The sequence below is a fragment of the Nocardia gamkensis NBRC 108242 genome (assembly GCF_001612985.1).
In the GTDB taxonomy this organism is placed as follows: domain Bacteria; phylum Actinomycetota; class Actinomycetes; order Mycobacteriales; family Mycobacteriaceae; genus Nocardia; species Nocardia gamkensis.
Window position 1 is genome coordinate 1 of the sequence record NZ_BDBM01000002.1, and the last position, 16486, is coordinate 16486.

The 16486-nt window shown below is 67.6% G+C and carries 13 protein-coding genes, 1 pseudogene and 1 riboswitch; of the genes and pseudogenes, 7 read left to right on the forward strand and 7 right to left on the reverse strand.

Annotated features, from left to right (window positions below; genetic code table 11):
• Both NG1_RS00270 and NG1_RS00275 read right to left on the reverse strand, forming a co-directional pair.
• A pseudogene (locus NG1_RS00270) lies at positions 1 to 265 on the reverse strand (NlpC/P60 family protein); the annotation flags it as partial.
• Positions 266 to 343: 78 nt separating this feature from the next.
• Positions 344 to 513: riboswitch (cyclic di-AMP (ydaO/yuaA leader) on the reverse strand.
• A gap of 220 nt (positions 514 to 733) precedes the next feature.
• Positions 734 to 991, reverse strand: coding sequence for a hypothetical protein (locus tag NG1_RS00275; RefSeq protein WP_062966784.1), 258 nt, complete (start codon positions 989 to 991; stop codon positions 734 to 736).
• Between the two features lie 169 nt (positions 992 to 1160).
• Between NG1_RS00275 and NG1_RS00280 the strand changes: the two genes are divergently transcribed.
• From NG1_RS00280 to NG1_RS00310, 7 genes are all read left to right on the forward strand, one after another.
• Positions 1161 to 2342 (forward strand): ATP-binding protein, encoded by a 1182-nt coding sequence (locus tag NG1_RS00280; protein ID WP_062966786.1) that lies wholly within the window; start codon positions 1161 to 1163, stop codon positions 2340 to 2342.
• A gap of 149 nt (positions 2343 to 2491) precedes the next feature.
• Positions 2492 to 4447, forward strand: coding sequence for an acyl-CoA dehydrogenase family protein (locus NG1_RS00285; protein WP_062966788.1), 1956 nt, complete (start codon positions 2492 to 2494; stop codon positions 4445 to 4447).
• A gap of 340 nt (positions 4448 to 4787) precedes the next feature.
• Positions 4788 to 5750, forward strand: a complete 963-nt coding sequence (locus tag NG1_RS00290) for an alpha/beta fold hydrolase (protein ID WP_062966790.1) — start codon at positions 4788 to 4790, stop codon at positions 5748 to 5750.
• Between the two features lie 192 nt (positions 5751 to 5942).
• Positions 5943 to 6230 carry an Rv0250c family protein gene (locus tag NG1_RS00295; RefSeq protein WP_040871251.1) on the forward strand — a complete coding sequence of 96 codons (288 nt, stop codon included), beginning with the start codon at positions 5943 to 5945 and terminating at the stop codon, positions 6228 to 6230.
• A 1102-nt stretch (positions 6231 to 7332) separates the two neighbouring features.
• Positions 7333 to 8163 (forward strand): succinate dehydrogenase subunit SdhC, encoded by an 831-nt coding sequence (gene sdhC, locus NG1_RS00300; protein ID WP_062966792.1) that lies wholly within the window; start codon positions 7333 to 7335, stop codon positions 8161 to 8163.
• 25 nt (positions 8164 to 8188) lie between these two features.
• Positions 8189 to 10129 (forward strand): fumarate reductase/succinate dehydrogenase flavoprotein subunit, encoded by a 1941-nt coding sequence (locus NG1_RS00305; RefSeq protein WP_062966794.1) that lies wholly within the window; start codon positions 8189 to 8191, stop codon positions 10127 to 10129.
• A 2-nt stretch (positions 10130 to 10131) separates the two neighbouring features.
• Positions 10132 to 10878 (forward strand): succinate dehydrogenase/fumarate reductase iron-sulfur subunit, encoded by a 747-nt coding sequence (locus tag NG1_RS00310; RefSeq protein ID WP_040871255.1) that lies wholly within the window; start codon positions 10132 to 10134, stop codon positions 10876 to 10878.
• 47 nt (positions 10879 to 10925) lie between these two features.
• On the opposite strand, the gene NG1_RS36250 is transcribed toward NG1_RS00310, so the two are convergent.
• From NG1_RS36250 to NG1_RS00335, 5 genes are all read right to left on the reverse strand, one after another.
• Positions 10926 to 11063, reverse strand: a complete 138-nt coding sequence (locus NG1_RS36250; protein ID WP_210750499.1) for a hypothetical protein — start codon at positions 11061 to 11063, stop codon at positions 10926 to 10928.
• A gap of 149 nt (positions 11064 to 11212) precedes the next feature.
• Entirely contained in the window at positions 11213 to 11437 is a 225-nt protein-coding gene (locus tag NG1_RS37980) for a DUF397 domain-containing protein (protein ID WP_062966798.1), read from the reverse strand.
• 188 nt (positions 11438 to 11625) lie between these two features.
• Positions 11626 to 11964, reverse strand: a complete 339-nt coding sequence (locus tag NG1_RS00325) for a DNA-directed RNA polymerase subunit beta (RefSeq protein WP_245659733.1) — start codon at positions 11962 to 11964, stop codon at positions 11626 to 11628.
• 358 nt (positions 11965 to 12322) lie between these two features.
• Positions 12323 to 13264, reverse strand: coding sequence for a DNA-3-methyladenine glycosylase family protein (locus NG1_RS00330; protein WP_062966802.1), 942 nt, complete (start codon positions 13262 to 13264; stop codon positions 12323 to 12325).
• A 348-nt stretch (positions 13265 to 13612) separates the two neighbouring features.
• The gene (locus NG1_RS00335; protein ID WP_062966804.1) at positions 13613 to 16393 is read right to left on the reverse strand and encodes an FAD-binding and (Fe-S)-binding domain-containing protein; all 2781 of its coding nucleotides are present in this window, start codon (positions 16391 to 16393) and stop codon (positions 13613 to 13615) included.
• Positions 16394 to 16486 lie beyond the last annotated feature (93 nt).

Genomic DNA, 16486 nt, shown 5'->3' on the forward strand with positions numbered 1-16486 from the left:
GGGCGATATCGCCCGGGGAGTTCTGCTGCTGGCCGAACAGGCCCGGCAGCATCGGCGCGAAATTGGGAGCCTGCGGAGCGACCTGCTGCTGCGCCTGGGGAGCTGCGGGGGCAGCCGCCAGCGCCTGCTGGATCTGCTGATTGAGCTGCTGGACCGGCTGTTCCCATTCCTGCGGAACGTCGAAATTGCCGACCCCGGGAACGTTGATGGTCGCGGCCATGGCCGGAATCGCGGGCATGGCGCCGGTCGCGGCCACCGCACCCATGACAATCGCACCCTTGACGGAATTCGGAACCCGAGAATCCCGTTGCAAGCTGTGTTTACCCACCGAGCTACGTCTCCGATCTTGCTGCTCTCCCGCCGACCGGGTTAGCTGACGGGTTCGGACCGGGAGAGCGGCCCTACCTCGCAACCGAAAATGGCCGCAAGGATTCACCCCAGACGAACCTGTGGGTCCCCGGCACGACAGCCGAGACCAGTTGGCCCCGACAGCCGTTAAGGCGGTAACTAGTGGCGCCGTTTCACTTACGAAGCGACTTGTTCCACTAAGTCACGAGAAGATTACGGTGCGGACGCGATGTTGTCCAGCGCACAGAGCTGCGACTTTTCCATCACCACCGAGGCGGCGACACCATTGGAGGAAAACGGCCATCGGGACTCGGGTCACGACCGGATCTCGGCGGGCGGGGCCGGGTCACCGAAAGGACAACCTCGCCCTCGGACGGGCGCCGCGTCAGGACTGCGAGCCGTGCACCGCGCGCTCGAGTTCGTCGATCCTGCGGCGCGCCTCGGCCAGTTCGACCTCGAGCCCGCCGAGCGCCATGACCAGCGGCCCGACCGCGAGATCGGCGACCAGTTGGGGATCGTCGTAGCCGCGTTCGATCGCGACGAGGATGTTGGACCGGATGCGCTGGGCCACCGTGGCCCCCGCCGGGACATTCCAGGACCTGACCACTTCGGCGAGGCCGGGTGGGTTCGGTTCGTCGGACATGCCCCCTCCGTTCCCGCGCGTCGATACCGCGCGACCATTCTGGCGAACCGCCACCAGCCTAGAGAACCGGCGGCGAGAGCAATAGTGCAATACGGACCGCTAGGGCTCTCTAGGACACGCCGTAGACGCGCCCAGATTATCCGGACGAAACGCGCTACGGTGTCGGGGCATGGACCCCGTGCGGAATCCGTATGCCCCCGGAGCGGGACAGCGCCCACCCGAATTAGCCGGGCGCGACAAGCAACTCACTGCTTTCGACATCGTGCTCGAACGCGTCGCGCGCGGCCGCCCGGAACGCAGCGTGATGCTCACCGGCTTACGCGGGGTCGGAAAGACGGTGCTGCTCAACCAACTTCGCTCCGCGGCGATATCCCGAGGCTGGGGCACCGGCAAGATCGAGGCGCGGCCGGACCAGGACCTGCGCCGCCCGCTGTCCTCGGCGCTGCACATGGCGGCGCGAGCGATCGCCACGTCGCACCGGAATCCGGAGCGGGTGGACGACTTCCTCGGCATCCTCAAGGCTTTCGCGTTGCGGGCCACCGCGGACAAGGGCATGCGGGAACGCTGGCAACCCGGCATCGACGTACCGGCGGTCAGCGGTCGGGCCGATTCCGGCGACATCGAGATCGATCTGGTGGAACTGCTGGTCGAGGCGGCGGCGCTGGCCGGCGACATCGGCGTCGGCATCGCGATCTTCATCGACGAGATGCAGGATCTGGGGCCCGCGGACGTCTCCGCGATCTGCGGCGCGTGCCACGAACTGAGCCAGGACGCCGCGCCGCTGATCGTGGTCGGCGCGGGCCTCCCGCACTTGCCCGCGGTGCTCTCCGCCTCGAAGAGCTACTCGGAGCGACTGTTCAGCTACCACCGCATCGACCGCTTGGACCGGGAATCCGCCGACCAAGCGCTGATCGCGCCTGCCGGGCGCGAAGACGTGAAGTTCACCGACGAGGCGCTGGACGCGCTGTACCGCAAGGCCGATGGCTACCCGTATTTCGTGCAGGCATACGGGAAGGCCGCCTGGGATCAGGCGCCCGAGAGTCCGATCACGGCCGAGGACGTCGAGGTGGCCTCACCCGCCGCCGAGGAGGAGCTTGCGGTCGGGTTCTTCGGGTCCCGTTACGAGCGGGCTACACCCGCCGAACGCGAATACATGCGCGCCATGGCCGACCTGGCCGGCGACGACGGCCCGGTGGCGACCGCGGCGGTGGCCAACGAACTCGGCCGCAAACCGGCTTCCCTTTCCCCCGCCCGCGACGGCCTGATCAAGAAAGGGCTGATCTACTCCGCCGAACGCGGCACGATCGGCTTCACGGTGCCACACTTCGGCCGGTATCTGCGCTCGGTCTGAGCGTCGCCCGGCGACGCATTGCCGACTATGGCCATCTCTTCCAAGATCAATAGATATTCGTAGATTTATCTCGACCAGCAGCCCTACCGATGGGTAACAAACCCTCCTACACTCGGATGTGATCCTGATCACGTCCGAGGGAGGACATCATGGCGACAGCCGCGAAAGTCGACGCCACCGAAGAACAGGCCCGCGCACTGGTCGAGGAGTCCCGCGAAACGAGCTGGGCCAAGCCGTCGTTCGCCAAGGAGATGTTCCTGGGACGGTTCCGGCTCGACCTGATCCACCCGTATCCGCAGCCCGCCCCCGAGGACGCCGAGCGCACGGAGGCGTTCCTGTCCCGGCTGCGCACGCTGTGCGAGTCCATCGACGGATCGGTGATCGAAGCGGAGAGCCGGATCCCGGACGAGTACGTCAAGGGCCTGGCCGAGCTCGGCTGCTTCGGCCTGAAGATCCCGCAATCGTATGGCGGCCAAGGTCTTTCCCAGCTCGGCTACAACCGCGCGCTGATGCTGGTCGGCTCGACGCACCCGAGTCTCGGCGTCCTGCTCTCGGCGCACCAGTCCATCGGTGTGCCCGAGCCGCTCAAACTGGCGGGGACCGACGAGCAGAAGGCCGAATTCCTGCCCCGTTGCGCGGCCGGGGCGATCAGCGCGTTCCTGCTCACCGAGCCCGATGTCGGCTCCGACCCGGCCAGGATGGCCAGCACCGCGACGCCGACCGAAGACGGCGAGGCCTACGTGCTCAACGGCGTGAAGCTGTGGACCACCAACGGCGTGGTCGCCGAACTGCTGGTGGTGATGGCCCGGGTGCCCAAGAGCGAGGGGCATCGCGGCGGCATCTCGGCCTTCGTGGTCGAGGCCGATTCACCGGGCATCACCGTGGAGCGGCGCAACTCCTTCATGGGCTTGCGCGGCATCGAGAACGGCTTGACCCGGATGCACAACGTCCGGGTACCCAAGCGCAACCTGATCGGCCGGGAGGGCGACGGCCTGAAGATCGCGCTCACCACGCTGAACGCGGGCAGGCTCGCCATCCCCGCCCTGTGCACCGCCGCCGCCAAGTGGTCGTTGAAGATCGCGCGCGAGTGGAGCACGCAGCGCGTGCAGTGGGGCAGGCCGGTCGGCGAGCACGCGGCCGTGGGGCAGAAGATCGCCTTCATCGCGGCCACCACGTTCGCGCTGGAGGCGGCGCTGGATCTGTCGGCGACCATGTCCGACGAGGGCCGCAACGACATCCGGATCGAGGCCGCGCTGGCCAAGCTGTGGGCCAGCGAGATGAGCTGTCAGATCGCCGACGAACTGGTGCAGATCCGCGGCGGACGCGGCTACGAGACGGCGGCCTCGCTCGCCGCGCGAGGCGAGCGGGCCGTTCCGGCCGAGCAATTGGTGCGCGATCTGCGGATCAACCGCATCTTCGAGGGCTCCAGCGAGATCATGCGACTGCTGATCGCCAGGGAGATGGCCGACGCGCACATGGCCGCAGCGGGCGCGCTGGTCGACCGCAAGGCCGAGCTCAAGGACAAGGCGAAGGCGGCGGTCGGAGCGACGGGCTTCTACGCCAAGTGGTTCCCGCAGCTGGCGGTCGGAGCGGGGACGGTGCCCGCGGCGTACACCGAATTCGGCGTACTGGCCCGGCACCTGCGGTTCGTCGAGCGCAGTGCGCGTAAGCAGGCGAGGTCGCTGATGTACGCGATGGGCCGCTGGCAGGCCGGCCTGGAATACCGGCAGAACTTCCTCGGCCGGATCGTCGACATCGGCGCCGAGCTGTTCGCCATGTCGGCGGCCTGCGTACGGGCCGAGGCACTACGTGCCGCCGACGCGCCGGAGAGCAAGGCGGCCGAAGAACTGGCGGACGCCTTCTGCAGGCAGTCCCGCGTGCGCGTGCGCAGGCTGTTCGACTCGCTGTGGGAGAACACCGACGATGACGACCGCACCCTCACCCGCGGCGTGCTCGACGGCCGCTACGAGTGGCTGGAGGAGGGCGTGCTCGACCCGAGCGAGGGAACCGGGCCGTGGATCGCGGAGTGGCAGATGGGTCCGTCGACGGAGGAAAACCTCCTGCGCCCGTTCCTGCCGTCGACGCGCCCCCGCGCGGGGTCGTGATCGCCGCCCGCCCGTCGCGGCCGCCCGACGTGGGGCCGCCGCGACGGGCGGTCGCTCGCGCATTATTCGCGAGTCTCGGATTTCTCCTAGAAAGACGCAGATTCTCCTCGCCGCTCGCGCGGAAGCCCGGAGGTGCACAGCGCAATCTAAAGGAATCTAGTTTCTGAGCTATTGATTCGTAGATTTTCCTGCGAACCCGCCTGGCGGCTGCCCGATCGACCGGCAGCCTCAATTGCGCAACGTGTGCGTAACGGCAGGTGTGGGCCGCTAACGGCGCGGAAATCCAGTCCGACAACTGGGCAGAAGCGCCGATCATGCGCCTCGCTCACAGGAGAGTGCCATGTCCACGAGCATCGTCCGCCGGGCCGCCGATCACGACGGCCACCGCGTCATGGTGTCGGCCGATGACGGCATTCCCCTCGCGGTCCGCGTCTTCGGCGCCGACGACGCCACCGCCACCGTCGTCTTCGTCCACGGCCACTGCTTGCGCACCGAATCCTGGTCCTATCTGCGTGATCTGCTGCTGCGCCAGTGGGGGAGCGATACCAGAATGGTGTTCTACGACCACCGCGGCCACGGCGAATCCGGGGCGGCGCATCCGTCGACCTACACCATCGAGCAGCTCGGCCACGACCTGGACGCCGTGCTGCGGGCGGTCGCGCCGACCGGGCCGGTGATCCTGGTCGGCCATTCGATGGGCGCCATGGTGGTGCTCGCCTACGCCCGGCTTCATCCCGAGGCCATCGGCACGCGGATCACCGGCGTCGGGCTGCTCGCGGCCGCGGCCGCCGGAATCACCGAGGTCGGGCTGGCGCGCCTTTTGAACCGGCGGGCGGTGAACTCGCTGCAAGCGGCCGTCACCCGCGCCCCGCGCGTGATGCAGGCGTCCAGGCGCCTGACTCGTCGCCTGTGCACGCCGATCCTGCGCGAGGCGGAATTCGGCACCAAGAAGGCGAGTCCGCGCATGACCGCGCTGGCCACCGCGATGCTGAACGAAACGCCGCTGCTGACCATGGCCGGGTTCCTGCACTCGCTGATCACCTTCGACGAGACGGCGACCCTGCACCGCCTCGGCGTCATCCCCGCGCTGGTGCTGGCAGGGTCAGCGGACATCATCTTCCCGTTCGCGCACTCGGTGGCACTGGCCTCTCAACTGGCCGGCGCCGAGCTGGTCCGCCTGGAGGGCGCCGGCCACAGCGTGATGCTCGAACGGGCCGAAGAAGTCGCGCTGTCCATCGCCGGACTCGTGGAACGAGCCTTCGCCGCGGCATGCTCGACCACCGGGTACGCCGCCGCTGGCTGACCTTCGGCAACGGGGGAGCAATCATCTGATTTCGGCCCGGCACGAGCCAGGAACAAAATCTTTCTGTACTGTGTTGTAGATCACGTTGTGCGGTGGGTCACACAACTCGATGTCGCGCGGTCCAAGGCAAAGGGGCAACCGTGCACCACGGCATCGAGTTCGCATATCCGCCAGGGAATTCAGGAGGTCTCGATGACACGCAGCGAACTCGCGGAACTACGCTACGCGGTCGGCCAGCTCCGGCAATCCATCGGCGTACTGCGCAACCAGTACGGCGATGCCAGCACGGTACGCAGGCTGGAGAACGACCTCGAGCGGCTCGTCATCGACGCCGACGAGTTCGAGAAGTCACCGCCGCCGGAGGTGCGGCGCAGCGCCCAGGACGTCATCTACGTGCCGGACAGCAAGTCCGACGAGGCCGCCTGGATGGGCGCGCAGGACGAGGGGCTCGGCTTCCACTCCCGTCCGCGGACGAAGTAATCCGTGCTGGGCGGCGCGACGCCGCCCAGCACGGTGCGTTGCGGCCCGGCGGCGGCCGGGCCCGCGTGTCAGCGGGGGCCGCGTCGAACAGGACGGCGATCATGGCCGAAATCCACGGCCCTCGGTACGCGGCGTCTGCGTGCGTCATAGCTCGGGCGCGACGTCGGCACGTTGCGGGGCTGGGCCGCTCTCGAGCGCGATCGGCCGCCGTCGTTGACACCCGCTCGACCGGCGTGTGTCCCGTGACCGCTCGACTCACCATCGCCGCTCAAATCGATCCCGGGGTCGAATGTCATACCGATGGCCCGAGGCGGCACTTCCCCCGCACGGCCTGCGCAGATCCGAGTCACCGAGTGCCAAGCCGGTTGGATGAGGCCATCAAGCGCGACGCCGGTTCAACCGGCCACCCAGCGCGACCCGGTTCGACCAGCCACCCAGCGCGACCCGGTTCGACCAGCCACCCAGCGCGACCCCGCTTCAAAGGGGCAATCGAGCGCGACGCCGGTTCGACGGGTAACCAAGCTGCGACGCTGGTTCGACCTGCCACCCAGCGCAACCCCGCTTCAACCAGCAACCCAGCGCAACCCCGCTTCAACGAGGCAATCGAGCGCGACGCCGGTTCGACGGGTAATCAAGGTGCGACGCCGGTTCGACCGGCAAATTGGTGCCGGGCCGGTTCGAACGGCAATCGGACGGCGGGCACGACGCCCAGGGCCGCAGGCACTGGAATCACGCCCGCACCGCCGACCGGGCCGCAAATCGGTGAGGGCGAGTTCCTCGGTCGGAGCCGATACCACAGCCGCCCGCATCGTTGCCGCTAGCTCGAAGCACCCGGCGCGATCACCCCATCCGGTATCGGCGACCGCCTCGCTCGAATCTTGTTTCGCGCGAGTCGAGTTCGAAAAGTCCGGTTAGCCCGCTACGCGGCGTAAGCAATCAAGCGGCACGCCGAATGTGGCGCAAATCATACGGTTGACGGCGGGCTTGGTTTGTCGAGACCCCGCTCGATCCATAGCGCACGTGTCGTATGGTGCTCAGCATCACATTCGATTGCGGAGGTAACGATGACCACCCGCACACAAGATCAGCGAGGCATCCACCTGTGAGTGCCGCACCGACCGCCGCCCCGGAAGAGGGCACCGGCGTTTTCAGCAGAACAAGGGCCCGGATCTCGGAACGCACATTGCGCACCGACCGATGGTGGATCCCCCCACTCGTCACGGTGCTCGGACTCGCCGCGTTCGTCATCTACGCGACAGTCAGATCGTATGTGCGCACGGCGTATTGGGTTCCGGACTACCACTATCTGACCCCGTTCTACTCACCGTGCCTGAGCACTTCCTGCGTCGAGGGCTCCAGCCATTTCGGCACCCCGTTCGGCGAACTGCCGGGGTTGTTGCCGCTGGGCTTCGTGGTGCTGCCCTTCCTGCTCGGCTTCCGCCTGACCTGCTACTACTACCGCAAGGCCTACTACCGGTCGGTGTGGTTCTCGCCGCCCGCCTGCGCTGTGGCCGAGCCGCACGCCAAGTACACCGGCGAGACCAGGCTGCCGCTGATCATCCAGAACGCGCACCGCTACTTCTTCTATGTGGCCCTGATCGTTTCGGTGATCAACACCTATGACGCCATCGTCGCGTTCCACGGCAAATCCGGCGGCTTCGGTTTCGGCCTCGGCAATATCGTGCTGCTGGTCAACGTGATCCTGCTGTGGGCGTACACGCTGTCGTGCCACTCGTGCAGGCATATCGCGGGCGGACGGCTCAAGCACTTCTCCGGCCATCCGGTGCGCTACTGGTTCTGGACGCAGGTCTCCAAGTTGAACACCCGGCACATGGCGCTGGCCTGGACCACTCTCGGCACGCTCGTGCTGACCGACTTCTACGTCATGTTGGTTGCCAGCCAAACGATTTCGGATCTGCGGTTCATCGACTGACCGCCTCATCGAGGAGTTTTTCTGCATGGCAGAAGTGGAACGGCACAACTACGACGTCGTCGTGATCGGAGCGGGCGGAGCCGGATTGCGAGCGGTCATCGAAGCCAGAGAGCACGGGCTGTCGGTCGCGGTGGTGTGCAAATCGCTGTTCGGCAAGGCCCACACCGTGATGGCCGAAGGCGGCTGCGCGGCTTCGATGGGCAACGCCAATGAAAAGGACAATTGGCAGGTCCATTTCCGGGACACGATGCGCGGCGGCAAGTTCCTGAACAACTGGCGCATGGCGGAACTGCATGCCCAGGAAGCGCCCGATCGGGTGTGGGAACTGGAGACCTACGGCGCGCTGTTCGATCGGACGCCCGACGGCCGCATCAGCCAGCGCAACTTCGGTGGCCACACCTACCCGCGGCTGGCCCACGTCGGTGACCGGACCGGCCTGGAGATCATCCGCACGATGCAGCAGAAGATCGTCTCGCTGCAGCAGGAGGATTTCGCCGAGACCGGTGACTACGAGAAGCGCATCAAGGTCTTCGCCGAATGCACCATCACCGAATTGCTCAAGGACGGCGACCGCATCTCCGGCGCGTTCGGCTACTGGCGCGAATCCGGCCGCTTCATCCTGTTCGAGAGCCCGGCGGTGGTGCTGGCGACCGGTGGCATCGGCAAGTCGTACAAGGTGACCTCGAATTCCTGGGAGTACACCGGTGACGGGCACGCGCTGGCGCTGCGCGCGGGCGCGACCCTGATCAACATGGAGTTCCTTCAGTTCCACCCGACCGGCATGGTCTGGCCGCCCAGCGTGAAGGGCATCCTGGTCACCGAGGGTGTGCGCGGCGACGGCGGGGTGCTGAAGAACACCGAGGGCAAGCGGTTCATGTTCGACTACATTCCGCCGGTCTTCAAAGGGCAGTACGCCGAGACCGAGGAAGAGGCCGACCAATGGCTGCGCGACAACGACTCCGCACGCCGCACGCCGGATCTGCTGCCGCGTGACGAGGTCGCCCGCGCCATCAACGAAGAGGTCAAAGCAGGGCGCGGCACCGAGCACGGCGGCGTCTACCTCGACATCGCCTCCCGGATGCCCGCCGAGGAGATCGTGCGGCGGCTTCCCTCGATGCACCACCAGTTCAAGGAACTCGCGGACGTCGACATCACCAAGGAGCCGATGGAGGTGGGGCCGACCTGTCACTACGTGATGGGCGGTGTCGAGGTCGATCCGGACACGGGTGCGGCCACGGTGCCGGGACTGTTCGCCGCGGGCGAGTGCTCCGGCGGCATGCACGGCTCCAATCGCCTGGGCGGGAATTCGCTGTCCGACCTGCTGGTGTTCGGCCGCCGGGCCGGACTCGGGGCCGCCGCCTACGTGGAGCAGCTCGGCGCGCGGCCCTCGGTCTCGGAGGACGACGTCACGAAGGCCGCGAAGGCCGCCGTCGCTCCGTTCGATCCTCCCGCCGACGGCAAGGGCGAGAACCCGTACACCCTGCACACCGATCTGCAGCAGACGATGAACGACCTGGTCGGCATCATCCGCAAGGAACACGAAGTGCGTGAGGCGATCGACAAGCTCGCCGAGTTGCGCGCCCGGTTCCGTCAGGTGACCGTGGAGGGCCACCGCCAGTTCAATCCCGGCTGGCATCTCGCCCTCGATATGCAGAACATGCTGCTGGTCAGCGAATGTGTGGCGCACGCGGCGCTGCTGCGGACCGAGAGCCGCGGCGGGCACACCCGCGACGACCACCCGTCGATGGATCCCGATTGGCGCAACAAACTGCTGGTCTGCGCGGTGGATCCGAGCACGGCCGGCGATCCGATCCCGGGCGTCACCGTGACGCGCAAAGATCAGCAACCGATGCGATCGGACCTGCTCGCCCTCTTCGATCTCGGCGAGCTCGAGAAGTACTACACCCCGGATGAACTCGCCGGGCACCCGGCCGCGGCCGGGCATTCGACGGAGCGAGAGGCGTAACGATGGGTTACGACGCCAAATTCCGCGTATGGCGCGGCGATCTCGACGGCGGAGAACTGCACGACTTCACCGTGCTGGTGAACGAGGGCGAGGTGGTGCTCGACATCATCCACCGGCTACAGGCCACCCAGGCGCCGGACCTGGCCGTGCGCTGGAACTGTAAAGCGGGCAAGTGCGGTTCCTGCTCCGCCGAAGTGAACGGGCGGCCGCGCCTGCTGTGCATGACGCGGATGTCCACCTTCACCGAGGACGAAGTGATCACGGTGACGCCGATGCGCACCTTCCCCGTGATCAAGGATCTCGTGACGGACGTATCGTTCAATTACGAGAAAGCCCGCGAAATCCAGTCGTTCACGCCGCCCGCCGATCTCAAACCGGGCGAGTACCGGATGAAGCAGGTCGATGTGGAGCGTTCGCAGGAATTCCGCAAGTGCATCGAATGCTTCCTGTGCCAGAACACCTGCCACGTGGTACGCGATCACGACGAGAACAAGAAATCGTTCGCGGGGCCGCGCTACCTGATGCGGATCGCCGAGCTGGAGATGCATCCGCTGGACGTCGGCGACCGGACCGAACTCGCCCAGGACGAGCACGGGCTCGGCCTGTGCAACATCACCAAATGCTGCACCGAGGTGTGCCCGGAACATATCAAGATCACCGACAACGCGTTGATCCCGATGAAGGAACGGGTGGCCGACCGCAAATACGATCCACTGGTCTGGCTGGGCAACAAGCTGTTTCGCCGTTAGCGGCGGGGAGGACCGGCCGGGGCGATCCCCGGCCGGTCGGCGCACCCTTACAACATGGCCACGACACCGAGGGCCACGATCCACACCAGCAGGCCGACGAACAACGCCGACAGCAGCGAGTGGGTGAGGACGAAGACTCCGACCGCCGACACTGCGAACAACAGCGCGACGATCAGCCATTCCACCCAATCATCCGGCCGCAATCTCTTGTGTCGGGGATGGGAACTCTTGAGCCCACGGTCCACAGATAGTGGGCTACCCGTCTCGGAACCAGGCAAACGTCTTTTCGTTGCCGAATATGCGTCGTTCCGTGATCTTCGGAAGCCGCCGCGCCTTATCGCGGCCGGTCGAACTCACCGTCTTGCACACCTGCGGTGAAGGCGGCCCATTCGCCGGGCGTGAAGATCAACACCGGCCCGTCCGGGTCCTTTCCGTTGCGCATTCCCACATGGCCGTCTGCCAGTAGCGCCACCTCGACGCTGTCTTTCCCCGGCCCTTCTCCGGCCTTCCGCCACGTGGCGCCGGTCAGGTCTATGTTCGCGTTGCCTTGAATGCTCACGAATTGGACTCCTTCGTTGTCTGCCGCGGCAGACGTGTACGGACCGAGAACCCAGCACTCCCCGCTGGACGCACTCACGCGCGGCCCGATATTACCGCCGCCGACCGGCGCTGTTGGGCGAACAGCCTGCCGAAAATCGAGCAGGCCACGATTTCCCGGCATGTCCTCGCGGCGCGCTCCGCGTGTCCTCAACGACGGCGCGGCGCCGGATCCGCCCACGCGCGGACGGCCGCGACCACCTCCCGCCCGGACGGTCGAAACCCGTTGCGCGGCGGCACGATCCAGCATCGGATCGCGCCGACCGACGCGGTCGGGGATGGCAGCGCGATCGTAGATCCGGTGCGGGATACCGACACGTTCAGCCGGAACAATTCCGCGAACAGGCGCGTGTCGTTTTCGGGCAGGTCCGGCGCGATCAAGAAGGTCCATCGATTCGAGCGCGGGTGCGCCAGGATAGGGCCGAGCCGGACGCGTTTGCTCTGCATATGCGCCTTGACCGCCTGTCCCAGGCTGCTCGGCATGGTCAACGCCCACACCGATCCGGCACGTAGCACGATCCGGCCGAGTCCGGGTGGGTCGACAATGGCGGGAAGATCACATTCCCGCCGGTAGAACTGGCATCTGGACCGCGGTGTATCCCCAAGTGGCCTCTGCTCCACTGACAACCCCCTGCAGTTGTGTGGTTCGACGATGAGGTGCGCGCCATACCGAAGCCCCTGCGATCTGACCACGGCACCCGGCTCGCGTACCGATGTGAATGCGGCGATGGCCGAGTGTGGCGCGACGAGTTCTAGTTTCGCTTCGCCGCGGGCCGCTGCGACTGATAAAGAATGTGCAAAATTGTAGAAAAATGGTTCCCTACGAGGCGCATGTGAAAGATGTGACTCAGTGCCAGGTATGGTCCGTCAGGGCGGTGCGAGGGCCGAACTTCGGTTTGTGGAAGTGGCCGCTGATTTCGAGCAGGCGAATCGCTCGATAGCGGTGCGGACGCAACGGTTCCAGATATTCGACCATCGCCTCGTCATCGATCGGACGGCCGAGCAGCGTCCAGCCGACCGCGGCGGCGAGGTGATAATCGCCGACCGACAGCGCGTCCGCGTCGCCGAAAGCTCGCTGCGCGATCTCCGCGGCGGTCCACACCCCGATACCGGGCACACTGCGCAGCATGCGTGCCGCCTCGGCCGGGTCCGCACGCGCGGCACGCTCCAGCGACTCGGCGATCCGAGCCGAACGCACGATGGTCTGCGCGCGCTGCGGTCCGACATTGGCCCGGTGGTAGACCCAGGAGGGAATCCGCCGCCAGGTGTCGGCATCCGGCGGCAGCCGCATTCCGTCCGGCGCTGGACCCGGCGCCGGTTCGCCGTACTGCCGGACCAGCTTCCGCCACGACGCCCGTGCGGAGACGGTGTGCACCTTCTGCTCCAGCACGGCGGGCACCAAAGCTTCGAAGACCAGGCCCGTGCGCAACATACGCAGTCCGGGGAAGCGGCGATGGGCATCGGCGAGCTTCGGGTGATCCGGGAGGAACGCGGACACGTCCTCGTCGAGGCAGAGCATATGTTCGAGACCCGCGAGGAACTCCGCCGCCCCAGGCCCCCACGCCCCTGCGCGCACAGCGCACGGGCCGGACTGGGCCAACCGGTAGGTGACCGGCCCGCTCGGCAGCCGGGACGCATGCCAGTGGGCGCCATCGCCGGTCACCCGGTGGCACGGGTCGCCGGTGCCACGGCCGAGCGGCGCGAGCGTGCACGCCAGATCGATCGGCCGATCCGTGGTCACCGTCCGGCTCGCTTCCGGCTCGACCGTCACGCTGCGCACCGCACTCATTCTGCCCGGTGCGGCGCGCGGCGTCGCAGCACCCTCCGCCGGACACCACGATTATCATCTGGGCCACACCAGAAGTCTTTCGATACCGATCGTGCATTATTATCGTTTCGCAATCCGATGTAACGGAACGAGATTCGCGGCGATATTGATTTCGTTCGGCAAATAGCTGGCTGTAGCAAATGACGGAGGTTCTCATGATCACCAATCTGCTCAACTGGTTACTCAACGCCTGGGGCGGGGTTTCCGCGGGCAGCTCGGGTTACCAGATCCCGCCCGGCACCCTGCCGTTCGGTAGCTGACGCACGCGGCGCGCCCGCCCGGATTGCTCGGCGGGCGCGTGCGAAAGGATCACTCGCCCAGCAGAAACTGCGCGAGATGCCACGCCTGTCGTCCGGCCAGGGCAGCGGCCTGGGTGCGGCAGGAGAAGCCGTCGGCGAGGAAGATCGCGTCCTCGCCCGCGGCGCGCAGCGCGGGGAGCAGGCCGTTCTCGGCCACCGCCACCGAAATGTCGTAATGGCCTTCCTGCATTCCGAAGTTTCCCGCCAGCCCGCAACATCCGGTGATTTCCGTCACCCCGACTCCCATGCTGGCTAATAATCGGCGCTCGGCATCGAATCCGAGAATCGCATGCTGGTGACAATGGGGCTGGACGACCACCGACTGCCCGGTTCGCTTGGGCGGACGCCAGGTCGGCTGTTCGGCGAGGAATTCGGCGAAGGTGCGCACCGCGGCGGCGGTCGGGGCCGATCTCGGGTCCTCCGGCAGCAATTCCGTCAGGTCGGCGCGCAGGACCGCGGTGCAGGACGGTTCCAGTCCCACGACCAGGCCGCCCGCGCCCACGTGCTGCTCCAACGCGCTCAATGTGGCCCGCAACCGCGCACGGGCGCCGTCGAGCTGACCGGTGCTGATCCAGGTGAGTCCGCAGCAGACGCGTCGCTCCGGAATCCGGACCCGGTAGCCGAGGGTGGACAGCAGCCGTGCCGCGGCCAGGGCGATCTCCGGGGCGAACGCGTCGGTGAAGGTGTCGATCCACAGCATCACCTCGCCGGAACCACCCCGTTCCTCCGGCGCGTAGGACGACTCGGCCAGTGCGGCCCCCTCGTCCAGATCACGCCAGATCCGGCGGAAAGCGCGCGGGGCCAGGCGCGGCACGTCACGGCGCGGATCGATGCCGACCGCTCGTAAACCGGCGCGGCGCAGTGTGGCTCGCCCGGCCAGCGCGTTAACCACACGCGGCATCCGGCTCGCCACGGATAACCACCGGGGCAACTGGCCGAGCGAGTAGTGGTCGATCGGGCGCGGCCGATGGCGGTAGCGCCGATACAGCGTCTCCGACTTGTAGGTGGCCATGTCCACGCCCGCCGGACAGTCCGACCGGCACGCCCGGCAGGACAGGCAGAGGTCGAGCGACTCGGCGACGGCCTCCGACGACCAGGGCAACGCGCCGCGCACCACCTCCTGCAACACCCTCGCCCGCCCGCGCGTGCTGTCCTTCTCGTCCCGGGTGGCCTGGTAGGACGGGCACATGAAACCGCCGTCGGCGCGGCATTTGCCCACGCCGACGCAGCGATGCACCGCGACGCCCAGATCGCCGTCGTCCTCGGACAGCACGTAGCCGCTCGACGGCCGGACGGCCGGAACTCCCGCCAGGCGCAGGTCCGCGTCGATCGCCCGCGGCGCGACCAGGACACCCGGATTCAGGACGTCGCCCGGATCGAACAGCGCCTTGTAGCCGGCGAAGACGTCGAGCACCGCGGGGGAGTACATCACCGAGAGCAACTCGGAGCGGGCCCTGCCGTCGCCGTGCTCGCCGGAGAGCGAACCGCCGTGCCGCACGACCAGCTCCGCCGCGTCGAAGAGGAAGGCACGGAAACGGCGTGGCGCGTCGGCGATCGGGAGATCGAGGCGGACGTGGATACAGCCGTCGCCGATGTGCCCGTACAACAGTCCGTCGACGCCGTGGTCACGGGTCAGGGCCGCGAAATCGCGCAGGTAGGCGCCCAGCCGCGCGGGTGGGACGGCCGCGTCCTCCCACCCCGGCCACGCCGGTCGGCCGTCGGGTGTGCGCCCCGCCAGCCCCGCGCCATCGGCCCGGATCCGCCACAGCTCCACGGCGGTCCCGGGATCGGTGACGATCCGGGTGTCCATCGCCCCCGCCGTCCGGCACAGCCGCTGTGCGACGGCCAGCGCGTCGGCCTGCGTCTCGCCCGCGGTCTCCACGAAGAGCCAACCGCCGCCGCGCGGCAGGTCGGGCACCAGCCCCCGGTGCGCCCGGACCACGTCGACCAGCCGTGCGTCGATGCCCTCGACCGCGATCGGCGCGCAGGCCAGCACGGCGGCGACGTCGTCGGCGGCGGTGGCCATGTCCGGGTAGCCGAGCACCGTGAGCACGGTGGCCGCGGGCAGCGCGACCAGGTCGACCGTCGCGTCCAGGAGCAGGCCACAGGTGCCCTCGCTGCCGACGAACGCCTTCGCCGCCGACGCGCCCCGTTCGGGAAGGAGATGTTCCAAGCCGTACCCGGACGCCTGCCGGTCGAAGCGCCCCAGATCGGTGCGCAGCACGGCGAGATTGGCCCGGCCGAATTCCGCGAGACCCGGCACCGTCGACAGGTCGGCGGCAAGCGTGCGTTCGGTGCAGGTGCCGTCCAGGATGCGCAGTTCGCGCACGGTGTCGGAGGTGCGGCCCCACGCGACGGCGCGCGGTCCGCAGGCGTTGTTGCCGATCATGCCGCCGAGCGTGCAGCGGTTCTGGGTCGAAGGGTCCGGCCCGAAGCGCAGCCCGTGCGGACGAGCCGCCCGCTGCAACTCCGACAGCACCACGCCCGGCTGCACGGTGGCCACGCGCGCGGCCGGATCGATCGACACGATCCGGTTCATATGCCTGCTGAAGTCGAGGACGAGTCCGGAACCGATCGCATTGCCCGCCACCGACGTTCCCGCGCCACGTGCGGTCACCGGCAGGCCGTGATCGCGGGCGAATTCCAGAGTGATCGCGACGTCCTCGTCGGTGCGGGGAAAGACGACCGCGGCCGGCGGAACCCGATAGTTCGACGCGTCCGAGGAGTACTCTGCGCGCCGTCGCTCGGAGGTATCGACCTCACCCGCGATCGTGCCGCGCAGCGCCGCCATCCGGTTCACGATGTCGATTTTCCCAGCGCCCGCGGTGCTCGGTGTTCGCGGCCCCTTATGGCTCGCGTCCGAGTGACCGCCGGGGTGGACCGT